The organism is Streptosporangium sp. NPDC049644 (assembly GCF_040675205.1).
GTDB classification, from domain to species: Bacteria; Actinomycetota; Actinomycetes; order Streptosporangiales; family Streptosporangiaceae; genus Streptosporangium; species Streptosporangium fukuiense.
Genome location: NZ_JBFAOJ010000005.1, coordinates 39,196 through 59,526 on the forward strand (window position 1 = coordinate 39,196; position 20,331 = coordinate 59,526).

Sequence of the window (20,331 nt, forward strand, 5' to 3'; positions counted from 1 at the left end):
TGACATGTCGCCTATGGGAGCTTTCTTTCGACATATCACCAGTGGAAGATCCAGGAGGGATCATGACCCCGTCCTATCTGCAGGGTGACCTCGCCCCGGTTCCCGACGAGATCGACGTCCACGATCTGACCGTCGAAGGGCTCCTCCCCGCCGAGCTGAGCGGACGCTACTTCCGCAACGGCCCCAACCCGCTGCCGGGGCAGGACCCGGGCCACTGGTTCGCCGGCCCCGGCATGATCCACGGTGTCCGCCTGCGCGACGGCCGCGCCGAGTGGTACCGCAACCGGTGGACCCGGACCACCCAGTTCACCGGCGACGCCCGGTTCCTGGGCCCCGACGGCGTCGATCTGGCCGCCGTCAGCGCCAACACCAGCGTGATCCGGCACTCCGATCGGCTCTTCGCCCTGGTCGAGAACGGCCTGCCGTACGAGATCACCCCCGAGCTGGGCACCGTCGGCGCCTGCGACTTCGGCGGCAGGCTGACCACGGCCATGACCGCCCACCCCAAGGAGGACCCGCGCACCGGGGAGCTGCTCTTCTTCGGCTACGGCTTCTTCCCCCCGTACCTCACCTACCACCGCCTGTCCGCCGGCGGCGAGCTGGTCGAGAGCCGGGAGATCGAGGTCCCGGGGCCGACCATGATGCACGACTTCGCGATCACCGAGAACCACGTGGTCTGGCTGGACCTGCCGGTGGTCTTCGATCTGGAGATGACGAACCACGGCATCCCCTACCGGTGGGACGACGCCTACGGCGCCCGGCTCGGCGTGATGGGACGCGCCGACGGGAAGACGCGCTGGTTCGACGTCGACCCCTGCTACGTCTTCCACGTCGGCAACGCCCACGAGGACGCCCTGGGCCGGATCGTCCTCGACGCGATCCGCTACACCCCCGGCAGCTTCCAGAGCGTGTGGGAGAGGGTCAGCAGCGGGGTGGACGAGGTCCCCGGCCCCGGCGCCGCGGGAGACCCGGAGCGGGGAGCGACCCTGCACCGGTGGACGCTCGACGCCAGGAGCGGTCTCGCCAAGGAGGAGCGGCTCGACGACCGTGCCGTCGAGTTCCCCACGATCAGCGGGGCGCGCACCGGACTTTCCAGCCGCTACCTGTACACCGTGACCGAGAAGGCGATCGTCAAATACGACACGGAGACCGGCGCGAACGACGTCAGGGAGACCGGCGGTGCGACGGGTGAGGCGGTGTTCGTCCCGGCCGAGGGCGAGCGCGCCGAGGACGACGGCTGGCTGATGGCGGTCGTCACCGCCGAGAACGACTCGGCGCTGTGGGTGCTGGACGCCGGCACGCTGGAGTCCGTGGCGACGGTGCGGCTGCCACGCCGGGTGCCCACCGGCTTCCACGGCTCCTGGTTCGCCGACGCCTGACCGCCTCCACGGTGCCCGCCGGCCGGCGATCGGGGAGAATACACCCCGTGGAAGGGCGATGGGTCGAGGTGGCGGACCGGGTGCTGGTGCGGCGGTACGCCGAGCTGGACCTGTCGGTGGGGCTGGTCGTGGGCGACGGCGGTTGCCTGGTGGTCGACACGCGGGGAGACGAGCGGCAGGGGGCCGAGCTGGTCTCGGAGGTCAGGCGGGTGACATCCGCCCCGTGGGCGGTGGCGATCACCCACTCGCACTTCGACCACAGCTTCGGCACCCGGCCCTTCCTCGACTGCCCCGTCTGGGCGCACGAGGGCTGCCGGACCGACCTGGCCGACAACGGCGGCCGGGCCAGGGACGAGTGGGCACACCACTACCGGGATCGGGGGCGTGCGGACATCGCCGACGACATCGCGAGCACCGAGATCGTGCTGCCGGACCACCTGGTGACCGGCCGGGCGGAGCTGGTCGTCGGCGGTCGCCCGGTCGTCCTGGCCCACCTCGGCCGCGGCCACTCCGGCACCGACCTGGTCGTCCACGTGCCGGACGCCGGCGTGGTCTTCGCCGGGGACCTGGTGGAGAACGGCGCCTCGCCCGCCTACGAGGACGCCTATCCCCTCGAATGGCCGGCCACCCTCGCCGGGCTGCTCGACCTCCTCGGCGACAGCGACAGCGACAGCGGCGTCGTCGTCCCCGGCCACGGCGACCCGGTCGACCGCGCCTTCGCCGCCACCCAGCACGCGGAGATCACCGCCCTGGCCCGCCTGTGCGAGCGGGTGGCGGCGGGCCTGCTCTCCCCCGCCGACGCCGTGCGCCTGTCGCCGTACCCGGAGGAGACCACCAGGACCGCCCTCGGCCGCCCCTGTTGAGCGCGGCTCAGATCTCCTCCCGGAGCCCGGCCGTCGGGTCGAGCTGGCGCGGCTGCTTCCCGATCCTCGGGTGATGCAGGTCGAAGGCCGGCCGCTCCGAGCGGATGGTCGGGATCGAGGTGAAGTTGTGCCGGGGCGGCGGACAGGAGGTGGCCCACTCCAGTGAGTTTCCGAACCCCCACGGGTCGTCCACGGTCACCCGCCGGGCGTGGCGCGCGGTGTACCAGAGGTTGTAGAGGAACGGCAGCGTGGAGGCGCCGAGCAGGAACGCGCCGAGCGAGGAGACCACGTTGAGCGTGGTGAACCCGTCGATCGAGCTGTAGTCGGCGTAGCGGCGCGGCATGCCCTGCGCGCCCAGCCAGTGCTGGACCAGGAAGGTCGCCTGGAAGCCGATGAACAGCAGCCAGAAGTGCAGCTTGCCCAGCCCCTCGTGCAGCATCTTGCCGGTCATCTTCGGCCACCAGAAGTAGAAGCCGGCGAACATCGCGAACACCACGGTGCCGAAGACCACGTAGTGGAAGTGCGCGACCACGAAGTACGAGTCGTGCACCTGGAAGTCGAGCGGCGGAGAGGCCAGGATGACCCCGGTCAGCCCGCCGAGCAGGAAGGTGACCAGGAAACCGACCGCGAACATCATCGGCGATTCCATCGATATGTGCCCGCGCCACATGGTGCCGGCCCAGTTGAAGAACTTCACCCCCGTCGGGATGGCTATCAGGAACGACATGAAGGAGAAGAAGGGCAGCAGCACCTGTCCCGTGGTGAACATGTGATGCGCCCACACGGTCATCGACAGCCCCGCGATGGCGATGGTCGCGCCGACCAGGCCGATGTAGCCGAAGATCGGCTTGCGGCTGAAGACGGGGATCACCTCGGTGATGATGCCGAAGAACGGCAGCGCGATGATGTAGACCTCGGGATGGCCGAAGAACCAGAACAGGTGCTGCCAGAGCAGCGCTCCCCCGGTCTGCGGGTCATAGACGTGGGCGCCGAACCTGCGGCTGGCCTCCAGGGCGAGCAGCGCGGCGGACAGCACCGGGAAGGCCATCAGCACCAGCAGGCCGGTCAGCAGCACGTTCCAGGTGAAGATCGGCATGCGGAACATCGTCATTCCGGGGGCCCGCATGCAGATGATCGTGGTGATGAAGTTGACCGAGCCGAGAATCGTGCCGAGACCGGCCATCACCAGGCCCACGATCCACAGGTCGCCGCCGACCTGCGGGGAGTGAGGTGCCATGGAGAGCGGCGTGTACGACGTCCAGCCGAAGTCGGCGGCACCGCCGGTGGTGAGGAAGCCGAAGAGGACGATGATGCCGCCGAAGAGGAAGAGCCAGTAGCTCACCATGTTGAGCCGGGGAAACGCCACGTCGGGCGATCCGATCTGCAGCGGCATGATCACGTTGGCGAACCCGGCGAACAGCGGGGTCGCGAACAGCAGCAGCATGGCCCCGCCGTGCATGGTGAACATCTGGTTGTACCGCTCCTGGCTCACCACCTGCATGCCCGGCTGGATGAGCTCCGCCCGAATGATCATGGCCATGAGCCCGGCGAACATGAAGAAGACGAACGCGGTGATCATGTACAGGTAACCGATCACCTTGTGGTCGGTGCTGGTCAGCCAGTTCACGACCAGTGAGCCCGGCATCCGGTTGCGCGGCGCCAGCGGTGAGGTCAGCGGCTCCTCACTTGACTGCTCGGAGGTCGTCACAGCCCACCCCCTCGGAAACCGGCTCGTCCACGAACCGGCCCATCCTCGAACCGGCGCGGCATCCGATCCCCGCCGCCTTCCATCCCGCCATCCCCAGGAAAAGTCACTCCCACTCGCTCCCTTCCGCCATCTTGCCCGCGTGCTGACCTGGCGATTAATCGCCCCCATCCGGACCTCGCCGGCCCGGGTGGGCGGCACGGGACGCCCCGCCGTGCTTGACCCGGGAGTGAAAAGGGCACTCCGCTGGAATACGGAGCGTCGAAAGGAACACCTCATGACCCAGCGACAGCGAGTCGTCGTGATCGGAGGAGGGTTCGCGGGCTTCACCGCGGTTCGCACCCTTTCCAGGATGGCGAAGGGCGCGATCGAGATCGTCCTGATCAACCCGACCGACTACTTCCTCTACCTGCCGCTGCTGCCCGAGGTCGCGGCGGGGATCCTCGACCCGCGCAAGGTGGCGATCCCGCTGGCCGGAAACCACCCCGGCGTGCGGCATCTGCTCGCCACCGCGGACACCGTCGACATCGAGGCACGCCGCCTGAGGTGCACGGACGCCGAGGGCAACCCCCGCGAGCTGAGCTACGACCGCCTGGTGATCGCGGTCGGCAGCGTCAACAAGCTGCTCCCCATACCCGGTGTCGCCGAGCACGCCCACGGTTTCCGCAGCATCGCCGAGGCCCTCTACCTGCGCGACCACCTGATCCGCCAGATCGAACTGGCCGCCACCTCCTCCTCCCCCGAGGAGCGCAGGGCCCGGTGCACCTTCGTGGTCGTGGGCGCCGGGTACACCGGTACCGAGGTGGCGGCCCAGGGACAGTTGCTCACCCTCGACATCCTCAGGAGGCTGCCGGAGTTGCGTGACCAGCCGGTCCGCTGGATCCTCGCCGACGTCGCCCCGCGCATCCTCCCCGAACTCGACGAGCGCCTGTCGCGGACCGCGCACCGGACGCTGTCGGAGCGGGGCGTGGAGATCCGCACCGGTACGAGCGTGGCCGAGGCGACGGCGGACGGCGTCGAACTCTCCGACGGGGAGTTCGTGGCGACCCGGTCGCTGATCTGGTGCGTCGGCGTGCGCCCCGACCCGATGGTGGAGTCACTGGGGCTGCCGACCGAGAAGGGGCGACTGCTCGTCGACGAATACCTGCGGGTGCCGGGACACCCGGAGATCTACGCCTGCGGCGACGCGGCCGCGGTGCCGGACCTCACCCGCCCCGGCCGGTACACCGCGATGACCGCCCAGCACGCCGGCCGCCAGGGCAGACGTGCCGCCCGCAACATCGCCGCCTCGTACGGTCGCGGACGGCTCCGGCCGTACCGGCACAACGACCTGGGGTTCGCCGTCGACCTGGGCGGGGCCGCCGCCGCCGCGGACCCGCTGGGCGTTCCATTGTCCGGCTTGGCCGCCAAGGCGGTGACCCGGGGTTACCACCTGCTGGCCGTCCCGCACGGCCGGGCGCGCATCGCCGGGAGCTGGCTGCTGGACCTCGTGCTGCCTCGCCAGACCGTCCAGCTGGGCATGGTCAGCGGCGCGGAGGTCCCGCTCACCTCCACCACCCCCGAGCGTCCGCACGGAGTGAGCGCCCCGGAGCCCGAGCCGGCGAGGCGAGCCTGAGCGGATGAAGCGTAAAGGACGGCGAAATCTTCGGCCCTCTCGGCGATGCCGCACCGAAGCGGGGTAAGGGGCCGGGTATGGCAGAAATCGGTTACACGATGATGTGCGAGCAGACGCCCGCCAGGCAGTTGGTCGAGGACGTCGCCACGGCCGAGCGGGTCGGCTTCGACTACGCGGTCATCTCCGACCACTACTTCCCGTGGCTGGAGGAGATGGGGCACTCCCCGTACGCCTGGTCGGTGCTCGGCGCGGCCGCGCAGGCCACCGCGCGACTGCCCCTGATGACGTACGTGACCTGCCCGATCATGCGCTACCACCCGGCGGTGGTGGCGCAGAAGGCGGCGACCATGGGAGTGCTGAGCGAAGGCCGCTTCACGCTGGGGCTGGGCGCGGGGGAGAACCTCAACGAGCACGTGATCGGGGAGGGCTGGCCATCGGCCGACACCCGGCACCTGATGTTCAGGGAGGCCATACAGATCATCAGGGAGCTGTTCGAGGGCGAGTACGTCAACTATCGTGGCGAGTTCTTCGACGTCGACTCAGCCAAGCTGTTCGACCTGCCCGAGCAGCCCGTCCCGCTGGCGATCGCCGCCTCCGGCGGCCGTTCGGGGAACATCGCCGCCGAGTACGGGGACGCGCTGGTCGCGATCGATCCCGACGCGGACCTGGTGCGCGTGTTCGCCGACGCGGGTGGCGCGGGCAAGCCCGTCTACGGCCAGCTCGCGATCTGCTACGACCCCGACGTGGCGGCCGCCACGGAGCGGGCGCACCGGCTGTGGCGCTGGTCGGCGGCCGGCTGGAAGGTCATGGCCGAGCTCCCCGGGCCCGTCAACTTCGCCGCCGGCGCCCAGACCGTGCGGCCGGAGGACATCACGGCGAAGGTGCCGTGCGGTCCCGACGTGGACGCCGTGGTGGAGGCGGTGCGCGCCTACACCGACGCCGGTTTCACGCACGTCGCCCTGGTCCAGATCGGCCACGAGCACCAGGGCATGTTCTTCGACTGGTCCGAGAAGGAACTGCTTCCCGCCCTGAGCCGCCTCTAGTGGCTCCCGGCGGGAAACGGGCGAGATGGTCCGGGGGCCGGGTCCGCGCCGGCTCGGCTCCTCCCTTCGCGGAGAGCGACGGCCAGGCGGTTCCGCAGGAGCGCACAGGGAAGGTTCACCGGGTGAATGACGTGTGGGATCTGGCGGTCGTCGGCGGTGGGCCCGCGGGGGCGGCGGCCGCGCTGCGCGCGAGGCAGCTCCGGCCTGACACGCGGGTGCTCCTGCTCGATCGGGCCGACTTCCCCCGCGACAAGGCCTGCGGCGACGGCATCGCCGCCCACTGCCGTGACGAACTCGCCCTGCTGGGCATCCCCGACCTCATCGCCGACCACCGGCCGACGCGGCGCCTGGCGGTGGTCTCCCCCGGCGGCGCGCGTGTCTCGGCCACCTCCGCCCGGCCCAACCACGTCGTCCCCCGCCGGGTCTTCGACGCCCGCCTCGTCGACGCCGCCCGTGCCCGCGGTGTCGAGGTCCGCCGCCACCACGTCCGCTCGCTCGCCGTCCTCGACGACCGCATCGTCCTCGACGGCACCGTCACCGCCCGCGCCGTCGTCGCCGCCGACGGGGCCAACTCGACGATGCGGCGCCTCATCGGCGTCTCCCCCGCCCCCGACAGGCACACCGCGATCGCCGTACGCGGCTACGCCGACGTACCCGCCGACGACGACGTGCAGTCCATCTTCATGCAGCAGGACGGATGGCCCGCGTACGCGTGGTCGTTCCCCATCGGCGACGGCACCGCCAACATCGGCTTCGGGATGCTCCTGCCGAGGCTGCGCGCCACCGGCCTGCCGGGCCGCGAGGTGCTGCACGGCCGGCTCGCCGAACTGCTGCCCCAGCTGAGCGCCCACGACCTGCGCGCCCACCACCTGCCCCTGTCCCCGGGGCGGCCGAGGCCGGGCTCCGGGCGGGTGATGCTCGCCGGCGACGCCGCCGGTCTCATCAACCCGCTCACCGGCGAGGGCATCTACTACGCCCTGGTCTCCGGCCGCCTCGCCGGCGAGGCGGCCGTGCGGGCCGCCGCCGACCCGCTGCCCGCCTACCGGCGCGAGCTGAGGAAGGCACTCGGACGGCACCTGCGCACCACGGACGTGCTCGCCCTCGCCGCCCAGTCACCCGGCTTCATCGACGCGGCGATCGACACGGCCGCCCGCCGCAAGGAGGTGTTCGACCTGCTGGTCGACGTGGGCCTCGGCGCGGGCACCGTACCGCTCCCGCTGGCACTGGCCGTGGTCCGCCGCTGGATCGCGAGCGGCGTCCGACGGCGCTGAACACCGCGCACGCCCGCTCCCCGGGTGACGGCACGGCGGCTTCTCCCGGCCACCTGAGAACCACCGGTCAACGACGCCGATCCACGCCTCGTGGTCCTCATCGCGGTTACCTGAGAATCACCGAACGGCTCAGGTTGCGTGGACTGTCCGGGTCGAGACCGCGCGATCGGGACAACTCGACCGCCAGGCGCTGGGCTCTGACGAGGTCGGCCAGCGGGTCGAGTTCCGCGGCCGTGGTCAGGGCCCCGATGCGGGTCAGCTCCTCACGCAGTTCCTCCGGGCCGCCGAAGAACCACACCAGGCTGTTCCCGTCGGCGATGCTGATCGGCCCGTGCCGGTACTCCATCGCGGGGTACGCCTCCGCCCAGGCCAGCGCCGACTCCCTCAGCTTCAGTGCCGCCTCCTGGGCCAGGCCGTTGGTCCACCCGCTGCCGAGGAAGGTGAACTGCCGCCGCGAGAGCGCCCCTTCGGGGAGCGGTGCGGCGAGCGCGGCCTCGGCCTGCGCGGCCAGGTCCGCGGGAGCCTCCCCGAGGTGCGCGCGGAGCAGGGCGAGCCCGCTGGTGGCGAACCTGGTCTGCACCACGGAGCGCTCGTCGGCGAACTCCAGCGCGATCACCGTCTCCGCCAGGCCGGACACCGGGGTCGCGGGGTCGGCGGTGATGACGACGGTCGAGATCCCCGGGTCGGTCCTGGCGGCCGCGCCGAGGGCGTGCAACACCTCCGTCGTGGTCCCGGACCGGGTGATCGCCACCAGTCGGTCGTAGCGGCGTGCGGGCAGTTCGGAGGCGGCGAACGCGTCGGTCTCCCCCTGCCCCGACCGCTCGCGCAGGACCGCGTAGGACTGCGCCATGTAGAGCGAGGTCCCGCAGCCGATCACGGCGACCCGCTCGCCCGCCTCCGGCAGGCCCGCCGGGCTCGCCGCGCCCAGCTCCAGCGCCCGCCGCCAGCACTCGGGCTGGCTGGCGATCTCCCGCAGGACGTGTTCCATGCGCGCCTCCCCATCGATGCCTGTTCGTCTTCGCGGCATGCCGTGTTCGAGCGGGCTCGGCGCGCGCGGGCACGGCACGCCGGTGCCCGTGTCGCCCCCGCCGGGGCACCTTCACCGACCAGGGTGGATCATCGCATGCCGGTGAGGCCCCGAGGAAAGGGAGCGAGGAACGGCGGGACTCCGCCGTTCCTCGCGGGATCACCCGCCGGCGATCACCTTGTCCGAGCCCAGCGCCTCGGCGCGGGTCTTGAGGGTGGTACGGAGCGACGTGGCGTCGGCCTCGACCTTGGCGGTGTCGGCGCCCTCGTTCAGCCGGTAGGACTTCACGATGTCGTCGAGCAGCGTGGCGGCGGCTCCGCCTCCCAGGAGCTTCTGGTACAGGTTCCGGTACTGCTCCTCGTAGACCTTCTTGAAGGCGGGCGTCTTCAGGAACCTGTCCTTCAAGACGTGGCCCATCCGCGGCCCGCTCATCGGGCTGACCTGACGCGCGCCGCCCTCCTGGCCGGCACCGTCCTGACCGGCACCGTCCTGACCGGCACCGTCCTGTGGCTGCCCGCCTCGCGTCGGCTGAACCTGCGGCTGCCCGCTCCCGGTCGGCCGGGACTGGGACCGTGGGTCCTGGGCCGGCTGAGCCTGGGACCCCGCCTCCTGCGTCGGGCCGCCCCTGCCGAACCCCATGCCGATCGTGTCGTTCGGTCCCGCCGTGGCGTTGCCGTTGAAGGCGAAGTTGAGGTCCCAGGCGATGACGGTGAACTTCTTGTCGTCCAGGTCGTACCACAGGTAGTAGTTACGCCCGGGACCGCTCATGTCGTCGAAGTTGACCATCAGGTTCTGCAGGACGAGATAGCGGGCGAAGGACTCCACGTCCACCCGGTCGGCCAGCCCGGCGGCGAACTCCTCGTCGGAGGCCTGCTCCACCCACTTGACCAGGTCGATGATCGGCTGCAGGTCCTTACCTCCCACCTTGTTGACCTGTTTGAAGTCGGTGCCGTAGGCGGTCTGGTCCTCTCCCTTGTAGCTGAAGCCGCTTGAGGCGAGCGACTTGTACAGCACGCCGTCGCCGAGCCGCTCCGCGTATCCCTCGTCGAGATACTCCACCAGCAGACGTGGAGCCGAGGAGCGGCCGTTGACCGTGAACGAGCTGTAGGTGTACCGCTGGGTCGGCTCGCCGGCCGCGCCGACCAGCGAGATCGCCAGTGCCTCGTTCAGCAGGGTCGGGGACTGCCCGGTCGCGGGACGCACGGCCATCTGCGAGTGCCCCTGGTAACGGCGCCCGTCCACGAACTCGTCGAAGCTGATCAGCCAGGGCAGGTTCTCGGGTTCCTCCGCCTTGAGCGCGGTCATGGCACCGCCCGGACCCCGCCCCAGCCCGCCACCCTCCGCACCGCCGTCCGGCGGCTGGAAGCCCTCCGGCGGCTGGAAGCCCTCGGGAGGCTGGAAGTTCCCCGGGCGCCCGCCGCCGGGGCCGCCGCCCCGCTCCCCGGTGCGGGACTTGCCGTTCCAGGTGAGCCCCCTCAACGTGGAGTTGCCCTTCAGCCGGATGCCCACGCTCGGCAGGGTGGTCCCGTCGATGACCAGGTCGGCCTCGACGTACTTCTTCTCCCCCTCCTTGAAGTACTCCTCCAGCATGTCCCGGTAGGCCCCGTCCTTGAACGTGATCTGGACGCTGTGCGAGACCGCGGTGTCGAAGATGTCCTCGGTGCCCGCGATGTCCTGGGTGACCGTCCGCGCCGCGGCGACCTGCCCGGTGGTGACGTAGGGCCGGATCGTCCCGGTGCCGAAGCCCGCACCCACCACCAGCAGGAACACGGCGAAGACGGCGACCACCCTCCAGTGGTGCCGGAGCCTGACCGGAATCCGGTGCCGCAGCCGCGGCCGGTTCTTGGGAATGGTCATGGCCGCCTACAGGTCGGTCTGGTCGTACCCGGTCAGGACCGTGACCGGCTGGCCGCTGTTGCGCTCCCGCAGAGCCGCGATCAGGCTCGCGGGCTCGCCGCCCTTCTTGATCTTGACCGTGTACATCAGCTCGGTCAGCGCGCCACCGCGGATCGACTCCATGCTCACCAGTTCGAACTCGTCGGTGTGCCGGATCAGCACGTCCTGGATCGTGTGGGTGTAGTCCTCGTCCGAGGGCACCTGAACCTTGACCACCTGGCGCTGGACGTTCAGGTGGAACCAGTTGAAGCGATTCATGATCATGATGACCAGCGAGATCGCCACGGCGGCGACGGCGGCCAGGACGTAGAAGCGGGTACCCACGGCCATGCCGACGGCCATCACCAGGAAGATGAAACCGACGTCCCGGGTCTCCTTGATCGCGTTGCGGAACCGGACCACGGAGAGCGCGCCGACCAGCGCGAACGCGCGCGCGATGTTGGAACCGACGACCAGCATGATCAGCGAGATGATCATGCCGAGGATGACCAGCGTCTGGACGTAGGACTGGCTGTAGGAGACGTTGCGGTGCGTCGCCCGGTACACCCAGCCGATCATCACGCTGAGCACGAACGACAGCGACATCGCGATGGCGATGTCCATCACACTGAAGGTGCCGGACAGGTCCTGGAAATCGAAGTTCATGGGGGTTACGCCTCCATCAGGCGGAGTGGGGGTCATGGTCGGGGACGTGGAAGATCGACCGAGGGGCCCGCCCGAAGGCCTCCACGCTCTGGCAGTACTTGGAGACCCGCACCACCTGCAGGTTCCGTTCGGCGGTCAGATCGGTGAGCCAGTAGGGAACCCGCTCGTTCGCCTTGACCTCGATGATCGATTTGGTGGGCGGGACGATGAACCGGTTCTGGGCGTCGGCGCCGATGTGGAAGTCCCGGTCGCGGCCCCGTACGCGCTGGTCGAAGGTGACCCGGAGGCCGACGTCGGCGTCCCGGCCCACATAGGCGTGCCGCTGGTAGCCGGTCATCGCGGTGGCCCGCAGGTCGAGCCTGCAGACCAGGTCCAGAACCTCCTCGACGAAGGGCCGCTCCGCCTCGGTGTGCTCGACCGGCTCGCGCCCGTCGCACAACCGCAGCGCGTCGGCGTACGGCAGGCGGACCCGGCGCTTCTGGGTGACCCGGTTGACCCGCTGCTTGATCTCGACGAACACCGGCGTGTCCGCGGTGACCTTGAAACGGTCGCCGTAGTGCCTGATCCGCAGCTTGCGCCGGAACTTCAGGCCCTCGATCTTCTCCCAGTAGAAGCGGAGCCCGCGGGTGTCGTAGTAGACACTCCAGATGCCGTACCCCTCGTCCCCGCTGTGCGCGTCGCGGTCGAGCCGCCGCTCCATCTCGTCCCGGAGCCCGTCCACCAGACCGGTGTCGACCAGATACTTGATCTCGTAGCGGTTGAACGCGTGCAGCCGGCTCGGCGCACGTAGCGCGCGCCCGGCATCGGGCACCCGCCCGTCCCCGCCACCGTCCCCGGGATCCGCGGGGCCGTCCGCGATCGCGGACGACCTGCGAAGTCTGCGCAGCATGTTGCTCCATTCGAGAGAGCGTCGGCGGACATGTCATGGTGCGAACCCGGGAGCGACGTGTCCGAGCCCCAGGCGCGGGACGCTCCGGACACGCGCGTCCCGCGAGCGGCGGTCCGCACGGCTAGGCCGCCCGGCCGGAGTGCCCCGGACGGCGGCTCACGGATGTCGGGCCCGTCACCGGCGACCGGCGCCTTCGCCGCGACCGAACCGTTCATGACGTCGTTCTACGTGCCCTCGATGAGAGTCGTCTGAGAAGCATGTCAACTTCCATTCATCCGGCGGACGAACGGTGGTAACCCGTCGTTAAGCACGGACCACGAAAGGGGCCGGTCCTCTCCCCGTGACGGACACCCGGTCGCCATGTTTCATCTGGGGATTTCCATCTATCATCTAAAAACTTGTGACTCTAATTCACAATATGTTTCACTGTGTTACACCGCAGTAGCACCTCTTTACTTCCCCCATACCGAGGAGAGTGCGTTGAGTCAGCCCCCCAGTACCGAATTCACCGGAAACCCCGATGTCGTCAGGCTGTCGGCGAGCCTGCTCGACCGCCGGGACGGTGACTGCGGAGACTTCGCGGCGGTCAAGGCTCGCCCGAAACTGTGGCCGCGGGTCTCCGAAAGGCGCAGGTACGCGCCCTGGGAGACCTTTCCACTCGGCCTGGTGATGGGCGTGCTCGACGCTGTCGAGTTCGAGGGCACCCCGATCGACGAGGCTCTGCCGAGGGTCCTCGGAAACGCCCGCGACACCGTGCATCCGGGAGTCGCCAACTGGATCGAGCACGCCTGCCACACCTACCTGGAGGTCTCCGAGAGCCTGGCCGCCACACTCGCCTCCGAGGGGGTGGAGCTCCGGCCCGAGCACCGGCCGCGGATCGTCCAGGGTGGCCGGTCCCCCGCGGAGATGCGATCCCTCACCGTGTGGGGCCGGTGGTACGGCTCACCGGACGGTACGACGGTGGAGTTCCGGCGGATGCGCCTGCGCCGCCCCCTGGGCGGCACGGATGTTCCGTCCACCCAGGCGATGGCGTACGTGGCGGCGGTCGGCAAGCAGGTGACGGAGCCGTCGGAGCTGCATCGCGCCATCCCCGTCCCGGTGCGGCCCGTTCCCGCCCCCCGGCGAGTACGGGTGGTCGAGGTCGGGTTGACCACCGGCACGGAGCAGGTCCTTGTCGACACGGCGGATCTGGAGGGGATCCGCGGCGCCTACGCCTCGAACGTCAGACCCGCGACGGCCCGGCTGCTGGCCGGTGGCGGCCGGGCCCCGGGGCGGGACTGCGCCGAGTGCAAGGCACGGGCCTCCTGCGGGGACCTCGCGCACGCCCCCGGCCTGCTCGGCCTCGACGACCGGGGCACGCACCTGCGGACATGGTCGATCACGACGTCCCGCTACTACCAAGTCTGCCCGGCACAGGCTCACCTGCGAGAGCTCCGGCTGCCCGGCGACTGGGAGACGAGCCCGGCCGCCGAGCGCGGCCGGCACGCGCACGCGTGGCTTGAGGCCGCGCACACCCGTGGCAGGCCCTGCACCCTGGCGGACCTGCCGGAGTCAGGCGCCGATGACTGCTGCATCGCCGACGAGTTGATGGAGCGCCAGGAGTACCACCGGGCCCGGCCGTACCTGCTCCGGCATCTGGCGGTATGCCCGCTGCGCGGTCCGGGCGAGGTCACCGAGGTCAGACCCGAGCCGAAGGTCGCCGCGTACGACGCGCGGGCCGATGTGCTGGTGCTCGCCCACCCGGATCTCCTCCGCCGGGTGGACGGACGCCTCGTCTACCGCGAGCAGAAGACGTCGGCCGTGCCGCGCGGCATCACCGTGGGAAACGCGCTGGAGATGGTCCCCCAGCTCGCCCTGGCGGTCCGCCTGATCGCCGCCGGCGTCTTCGGGGACACCGACGGGCTGGTCGAGCTGGAGCAGCTCACCCCGGACTCCGCCGAGGTGCTCACCTTCGACGCGGCCGACCCGGCGACCGTCTCGACCGCCAGGGCGGTCGTCCTCGACCGGGTCCGGTCCTGGCACCGCGACGTCACCTTCCGTGCCGCCCCGGGAGCCTGGTGCCGGTTCTGCCCGGTGTCCCGCTGGTGCCCGGACGCCTCGGGTTCCGGCCTACCCGCGGTGGACGATCTCACCTTCGATCCCCTCACCGGGGAGGTCCTGGCGAGCCCCGGCCGGCTGGACGGTCACATCGAAGCGCTCGCGGCCATCCTCGCCGACCCCGAACCCGACGACGAACCTCCGTTCTGACCGGTCCCCGATCACTCCGCCGCAGGGGGGTGGTCGTGGTGGCGGAGGGTCACGATCGCGAGGACGGCGAGGCAGCGGTAGACGGCGGTGCCCAGGTGCGGCAGCGCGAGGTAGAGGACGCTGACGTCGATGGAGAGCAGCAGGCGATAGCCGCCAGGAGGACAAGGCCCACTACCGGCAAGGCCGGATCTGGGGCGCGGGCGGCCGCCGACCGGGCGCGGCCCAGGAGCCGTGGGCACGGGCGCCACGGACCTCAACGAGAACGGGCGGGACTCCGTGAAACCGGAGTCCCGCCCGTTTCGGCGCTCCAACCCCAGGTCAGACCCGAGTTCGGGCCGGCCTTACAGCGAGATGGGACGGAGGGCGAGACGGACACCCAGGTGGGCGTGCATGACGACCAGCCACACCCCGCTGACGTACACCGAGAAGGTGCCACCGCCAATGATGTCGGCCACTATGGACACCGGGAACCACATGCCGACCAGCAGCGGCAGCCACCGCAGCGCTCCCTGGTAGCGGGCCTTGACCGCGAGGATGATGCCCAGGACCAGCATGCCGATCTGGCTGAGCGGCCAGCAGGCGTCCATGATCATCAGCGGCAGCGGGAAATCCTCGTGCCTGGCGTAGCCGAAGGACAGCGCGTTGAGCAGGAACGCGCCGACGAACAGCACGAGCAGACCGGCCGGGACGATCCGGGCCCACCCGTCGCCGACGCCGCGGGTGGCCAGCACCGTCCAGACGAAGGCGAACATGCCCACGACGAACAGCATCCCGGTGATGGTGTCGAGGGTCTGGATGCCTTCCTTGATCTTTTCCCCGACGATGACGGTGCCGACCGCCCAGGAGACGGACCCGACGGCCAGGAGCAGTCCAGCGATCCGGATCCGCGCCGGGTTAGCGGTACGTTGGAGCGCGACGGGCTCGTTGGGATTGACATTGCTGGGCACGATGCGACTGGACATCGATGTTCCTCCGGGGCTTGTAGGTGGTGGTCACGATCCCGGACGTGTGTCCCGGGCGCCCAGGGAGCGCGGCCACCCGCGTAGACCCGAGTTGGCCCGGCATGACCCGGGCCAGGTGTCCCGGATCGGCGGGGACATCGCTCCCATGCACGCCGGGCGGGCTGTGTGACACCGTGAGCGGTCATGTTCGCGGAGAGACGCGGCGGTGAGCATCTCCACGAAACGGCCGAGCAGACCGACTGGGGGTTGCGTCCACGGAGGGGGCTCAGCCGCCCCCACCTCGTCGGACAGTGCGACCTTGTCAGCCGCCCCCAGGAGCCGGCGGCCGCCCTTCACTCACCCTTGCGAGCACCCTTGCGAGGGAACCGCCCGCACGAGGCCGAGAACACGCCGGTCACCGGCCAAGGCCGGCCTCGCGGGCCTGGATGATGGCCTGGGCTCGGTCGGCGACCTGAAGCTTGGCGAAAACGTTGGACACGTTGTTACGTACCGTCTTGGGCGCCAGCGACAGCCGCTCGGCGATCATCCGATTGGACAGGCCGGCCGCGATCAGGTCGAGTATCTCCCGTTCCCGGCCGGTGAGCTGGGGGAATGCCCCCTCTCGGGCCGGACGGGCCACAGCCAGCCGGGCGAAGTAGCGCGTCACCCGCCCCGCGAGCGTCGGCCCGAAGATCACCTCCCCGCTGGCCACCGCCGTGATGGCGCGCAGGATCTCCGCCTGCTCAGCCCCCTTGAGCAGGTAGCCGCGAGCGCCGGCGAGCATGGCGGCGAAGACACTCTCGTCGTCCTCGTGCATCGTGAGCACCAGCACGTGCGTATCCGGGCAGGTGGCGACGATCCGCTCGGTGGCCTGCACGCCGTCCATCCTGGGCATCCGCAGATCCATCACCACGACCTGGGGACGCAGCCGGACGGCCTCGGCGACGGCCTTCTCCCCGTCCGCGACCGTGCCCACCACCTCGGCCTGGCCGGTCGAGGCGAGCATCATGCACAGACCGTCCCGGTACACGGGATGATCGTCGGCGATCAGTACGCGCGGCGTCACGAGGAGGTCACCGCCCCGGCGGGCAGGACGGCGTGGACCCGGGTTCCGCCGCCGCGGCCGACCCCGACCGCGCACTGGCCGCCCAACTCCTCCGCGCGCTCACGCATGCCGACCAAGCCCACCCCGACCACGGCACCCGGCAGGACCCCGCGCCCGTCATCGGTCACCTCGACCTCCAACTTGTTCCCCGCCACGGCGACGCGCACGTGGCAGGTGTCCGCGCCCGCGTGCCGGGCGACGTTGGTCAGAGCCTCGCAGACGATCCGGTACGCCGCCACCTCGCTCGCGGCGGACAACTCCGCCAGGTCCCCCTCCGTCTCCACCCGCACGGCGAGCCCGCCGTTACGGAACCGGGCGGCCTCCTGCCGCAGCGCGCCGGCCAAGCCGAACTGATCCAGAGCCGGCGGCCGCAGATCGTGCACGACCCGCCGCACGTCCCCCAGCATCGTGGCAAGATCCTTTCTCACCTGGTCCAGCGCCTCCCGGGCGGCACCGGGATCCCGGCCGAGCAGGTTGTGCGCCGCCTCCACCTTCAGCGCGGCGGCGGCCAGCGTGGGCCCCAGCCCGTCGTGCAGGTCCCGGCGCAGCCTGCGCCGCTCCTCGGCCACGCCGGTGACCAGACGCTCGCGGCTGTGCTGCAGTTCCTCGGTCAGCGCGGTCGCCCGCACGGCTGCGGCAGCCTGCCGTACCACGTCGGCCAGCAGTCGCTGGTCGGATTCGACCGGCCACGCACTCGCGCGCAGTACCAGGACAAGCCGCCCGATCGACGCGTCACGGTAGGCGAACGGCAGCACCACGACGTCCTCGCGAGGCATGCCGTGTTCCACCACGACGGTCTTCCCGTCCGCTCGGTCCAGCTCGACCCGCACGTACGGCGAACGGAACGCCGCCGACACCGCTTTCGCCACCTGCAGCAACAGCTCCTCCGGCCGCACGGACTCCTCAAGCCTCCGGGCAAGGGCCGAGACCACCTCGTACGGCTCCGTCCGCCCCATCAACACCCGGTTCACCCGCCGCCGGACCCGCTCCCGTAGCGGCGCGTAGACCATCCCGACCAGGACCGCCGCCAGAACCGCCGCCACCGGCTCGTCGATGATCGCCCCCAGCCCCACGAAGACCGGCACGTCGATCGCCACGACGGCGACCGCGAGCCCGCCGTACAGGAGGGTCCAGCCGAGCACCGGGTCGATGTCATAGAGCCGGTACCGGCTCACCGCCACCATGACCGCCGCTGCGAGCACCACCAGGGAGACGACGAACGACAGGTCCTGCGGCAACCCGTCCAGCAGGGCGGAAGCCAGGATCAGTATCACGTTCAGCAGCGCCGCCATCAGCATCCAGCGAAGCTGCGCCCGCCGAACGCCCGCCGAACCCCGGAACCGCCAGGCGAAGGCCACCACCGCCACCAGCAGGCTCACCACCAGCAGCGCCGGCGCCGTCACCAGTGCCGAGCGCCACACCGCATCCGGAAGTGACGGGAACGGCGGATCAAGTCCCGGCCAGTTCATGCCCGGCGACTCGATCCGCCACGGGACGGTGAGGAACAGCACGACCGTCAGGCCCGTAGTGCCCAGCGACAGCCACGCGGCCCAGCGCCACCTCGGTGACGGCAGCCGCCCATCAGGAAAGAACAGCAGCACCAGCAGCGGAAACAGGTTCAACAGCGGCCCCAGCCGCGCCCCCGCGTAGACCGCGGCCGGGGTCAGCGGCAGCACGCCACCGTGACGGGTCAGCGACAGCACCGCGTACGCGGCGGCCAGGCCGTTCACGGCGGCGACGACGCCTCCGGCGATGAGCAGCCAGGTCATGAGGTGGCGGGGCAGGCGCACCGCCAGCACGGTCCCGGCGATCGTGAAGGCCACGCCGGGCACCGTCGAGGACCACACCGCCCAGTTCAGTGGCTCGGGCCGCGTCACCGTCCCGGTCACCACGTCAAGCCAGGTGGCGGCCCCGTAGGCCACGACGCACAGCGCGGCGAGAACCGCCGCCCCAACCGCCAGGCGCCGGTCCACGGCAGAGGCACCACCGACTGTGGAGACAGCATGGCCACCGGAGGCGTGCCCCGGCGGGACCTGGACGCAGCCGGCGAGGGAAGGGTCGGGCACATCGCCCAGAGTGCCATATAGCGCCCAGCCATGCAGGGGTGACATCCCGGCCGGGACCCGCGTCCTGCCTGGAGTGGACACAGCCGGGCCTGCCGATGGTTCGCCCCATCACGCGGAACTACACCACTTGCCGGATTTCTTTACCTTCCACCGTCACGAGACGGCGAGACCGGAATCCGGCCCGATCAAGCAGACAGCCAGGCCGGACCCTGTCCGACCTGGCTGTTGAGAAGTGCCCCCTGCAAGATTCGAACTTGCGCTCCCGGCTCCGGAGGCCGGTGCTCTATCCCCTGAGCTAAGGGGGCCAACGCGTCATTACATTACCAGCATCCTGGGGTTGACCGACACTCACTTCGGGGAGCGAGCGATCTTCGGGGAGAGCTCGGGGACGGAGGATCATCCGGCGGGCCGGCTCGGAGAGGGGCGGACGGCGCCCCGGTAGCGGGAGAGGTGGTAGGCCGAGGCGGCGAAGTCGGTCGTCCTGACGACGTCACCGGCCCCCGGGGCGTGGACCATGACGCCGTCCTTCACGTAGACGCCCACGTGGGTGGGGTCTTTGACACCTCCGCCGAAGAAGACCAGGTCTCCCGCTCGGAGCTGCGAGAACGGCACCCGGCGGCCCTGCCTGAACTGGGCTCCGGTGTAGTGGGGGAGCCTGGCCCCGGCCCTGGACCAGGCGTGCAGGGCGAGCCCTGAGCAGTCGAAGCCCCCACCGGTCGGGCCGGCGCTCGAACCGCCGCCCCAGACGTACGGCCTGCCGACCTGGCGGAGCGCCGCGACCGCTGCGATCTGTCCCCGCGAGGGCGCGCCGCGTCCACCCGAGACCGCCGCCTGCCCGCGTGCGGACGCCGCCCGCCCCCTGGATGGGGCTTTCCGGCCGAGTGAGGGCGCCGCCCATCCGCCGGATGGCGTTTCCCACCCGCGTGGGGGGCGCTGTGACCGCTCGGCGAGCGCTCGCGAGGGCTCCGGCCGGGAGGAGACCCGAGGAGCCCTCCGCTTCGCCGAGGGGGCGGAGGCGGAACCCGAACCGACAGGAGGATCCACCGAAGCACCGGCGAGGGGACCCGTGCCGGTCCTGGCAGGGGAATCCGGAGGGGTGACGAGCCGTCGGACGCGGCGGGGGTGGTCGCCTCCCTGAGGGCTGTCGCTTCCCGGCCGTTCGTCATGCTCACCCTGGGAGCCCTGGGAGCCCTGGGAGCCCTGGGAGCCCTGGGAGTAGGCCGTCAGGCCGCCGTCAGGACTTCGAGGGGCGCCCGTCCACTCACCGTCCTCGTCCGCGAGGTCCACCGGCCGGTCGCCGTCCATGCCCGGGAGGACGGTGCCGGGCAGTGCCGGTGCGGGGCGGCCCCTCAAGGCTCCCGTGTCCTGGAGAACGGGGCGCCGGGTCTCGCAGGCGGAGGTGAGGACGGTGCGGATCTCCTCCGGCAGCCAGCGCGGGGCGGCCGTGGAGAGCAGGCCGGCCCAGATGTCGCAGGCTTCCGGGGAGAGGCGGGGCGCGGGGAGTTGGAGGCTCCCCGCGAGGGTCGCCGAGAGGATGGAGACGGTGACGAGTGCGGTGATCACGCACGCCCTCCTTGGGCTCGCTGAAGGATCGAGGCCCCAGGATCGGCGGGAGAGGGTGACCCCCAAGGAGCCGAAC

At 70.7% G+C, this 20,331-nt stretch carries 16 protein-coding genes and 1 tRNA gene; 6 read left to right on the forward strand and 11 right to left on the reverse strand.

What is annotated here, in order from left to right; genetic code table 11:
- Positions 1-62 precede the first annotated feature (62 nt).
- Together AB0J58_RS04025 and AB0J58_RS04030 are read left to right on the forward strand one after the other, a co-directional pair.
- Positions 63-1,379 carry a carotenoid oxygenase family protein gene (locus tag AB0J58_RS04025; RefSeq protein WP_364209908.1) on the forward strand — a complete coding sequence of 439 codons (1,317 nt, stop codon included), beginning with the start codon at positions 63-65 and terminating at the stop codon, positions 1,377-1,379.
- Between the two features lie 47 nt (positions 1,380-1,426).
- Positions 1,427-2,242: an MBL fold metallo-hydrolase gene (locus tag AB0J58_RS04030; protein ID WP_364209911.1), complete on the forward strand. Its 816-nt coding sequence runs from the start codon at positions 1,427-1,429 to the stop codon at positions 2,240-2,242.
- Positions 2,243-2,249: 7 nt separating this feature from the next.
- On the opposite strand, the gene ctaD is transcribed toward AB0J58_RS04030, so the two are convergent.
- A complete protein-coding gene (gene ctaD, locus AB0J58_RS04035) occupies positions 2,250-3,887 on the reverse strand; it encodes a cytochrome c oxidase subunit I (protein ID WP_364210257.1) in 1,638 nt (545 codons plus the stop codon).
- Positions 3,888-4,224: 337 nt separating this feature from the next.
- Here ctaD and AB0J58_RS04040 point away from each other — a divergent pair, with 337 nt between their 5' ends.
- The 3 genes from AB0J58_RS04040 to AB0J58_RS04050 all read left to right on the forward strand — a co-directional run bounded on the left by AB0J58_RS04040 (position 4,225) and on the right by AB0J58_RS04050 (position 7,876).
- A complete protein-coding gene (locus AB0J58_RS04040; RefSeq protein ID WP_364209914.1) occupies positions 4,225-5,562 on the forward strand; it encodes an NAD(P)/FAD-dependent oxidoreductase in 1,338 nt (445 codons plus the stop codon).
- Between the two features lie 77 nt (positions 5,563-5,639).
- Complete coding sequence (locus AB0J58_RS04045; protein WP_343975869.1) at positions 5,640-6,605, forward strand: TIGR03557 family F420-dependent LLM class oxidoreductase; 966 nt, start codon at positions 5,640-5,642, stop codon at positions 6,603-6,605.
- Between the two features lie 122 nt (positions 6,606-6,727).
- Positions 6,728-7,876 carry a geranylgeranyl reductase family protein gene (locus AB0J58_RS04050; RefSeq protein WP_364209917.1) on the forward strand — a complete coding sequence of 383 codons (1,149 nt, stop codon included), beginning with the start codon at positions 6,728-6,730 and terminating at the stop codon, positions 7,874-7,876.
- Positions 7,877-7,982: 106 nt separating this feature from the next.
- Here the strand turns inward: AB0J58_RS04050 and AB0J58_RS04055 are convergent, their stop codons facing one another.
- The 4 genes from AB0J58_RS04055 to AB0J58_RS04070 form a co-directional block, all read right to left on the reverse strand.
- Positions 7,983-8,864, reverse strand: coding sequence for a sugar isomerase (locus AB0J58_RS04055; protein ID WP_364209920.1), 882 nt, complete (start codon positions 8,862-8,864; stop codon positions 7,983-7,985).
- A gap of 198 nt (positions 8,865-9,062) precedes the next feature.
- A complete protein-coding gene (locus tag AB0J58_RS04060; RefSeq protein WP_364209923.1) occupies positions 9,063-10,760 on the reverse strand; it encodes a CotH kinase family protein in 1,698 nt (565 codons plus the stop codon).
- A gap of 6 nt (positions 10,761-10,766) precedes the next feature.
- A complete protein-coding gene (locus AB0J58_RS04065; RefSeq protein WP_364209926.1) occupies positions 10,767-11,444 on the reverse strand; it encodes a DUF4956 domain-containing protein in 678 nt (225 codons plus the stop codon).
- A 16-nt stretch (positions 11,445-11,460) separates the two neighbouring features.
- Positions 11,461-12,333 (reverse strand): polyphosphate polymerase domain-containing protein, encoded by an 873-nt coding sequence (locus AB0J58_RS04070; protein ID WP_364209929.1) that lies wholly within the window; start codon positions 12,331-12,333, stop codon positions 11,461-11,463.
- 480 nt (positions 12,334-12,813) lie between these two features.
- On the opposite strand from AB0J58_RS04070, the gene AB0J58_RS04075 reads away from it, so the two are divergent.
- Positions 12,814-14,580: a PD-(D/E)XK nuclease family protein gene (locus AB0J58_RS04075; RefSeq protein ID WP_364209932.1), complete on the forward strand. Its 1,767-nt coding sequence runs from the start codon at positions 12,814-12,816 to the stop codon at positions 14,578-14,580.
- 11 nt (positions 14,581-14,591) lie between these two features.
- Here the strand turns inward: AB0J58_RS04075 and AB0J58_RS04080 are convergent, their stop codons facing one another.
- The 6 genes from AB0J58_RS04080 to AB0J58_RS04105 form a co-directional block, all read right to left on the reverse strand.
- On the reverse strand, positions 14,592-14,819 hold the full coding sequence (locus AB0J58_RS04080; RefSeq protein ID WP_364209935.1) for a hypothetical protein: 228 nt from the start codon (positions 14,817-14,819) through the stop codon (positions 14,592-14,594).
- 102 nt (positions 14,820-14,921) lie between these two features.
- The gene (locus AB0J58_RS04085; RefSeq protein ID WP_364209938.1) at positions 14,922-15,542 is read right to left on the reverse strand and encodes a hypothetical protein; all 621 of its coding nucleotides are present in this window, start codon (positions 15,540-15,542) and stop codon (positions 14,922-14,924) included.
- A 394-nt stretch (positions 15,543-15,936) separates the two neighbouring features.
- On the reverse strand, positions 15,937-16,587 hold the full coding sequence (locus AB0J58_RS04090; protein ID WP_364209941.1) for a response regulator transcription factor: 651 nt from the start codon (positions 16,585-16,587) through the stop codon (positions 15,937-15,939).
- A complete protein-coding gene (locus AB0J58_RS04095; protein ID WP_364209944.1) occupies positions 16,584-18,692 on the reverse strand; it encodes a histidine kinase in 2,109 nt (702 codons plus the stop codon). The genes AB0J58_RS04090 and AB0J58_RS04095 overlap by 4 nt, the downstream gene beginning before the upstream one ends.
- A 233-nt stretch (positions 18,693-18,925) precedes the next feature.
- Positions 18,926-18,997 (reverse strand) — tRNA-Arg (locus AB0J58_RS04100).
- Between the two features lie 91 nt (positions 18,998-19,088).
- Complete coding sequence (locus tag AB0J58_RS04105; RefSeq protein ID WP_364209947.1) at positions 19,089-20,255, reverse strand: NlpC/P60 family protein; 1,167 nt, start codon at positions 20,253-20,255, stop codon at positions 19,089-19,091.
- Positions 20,256-20,331: the final 76 nt, after the last annotated feature.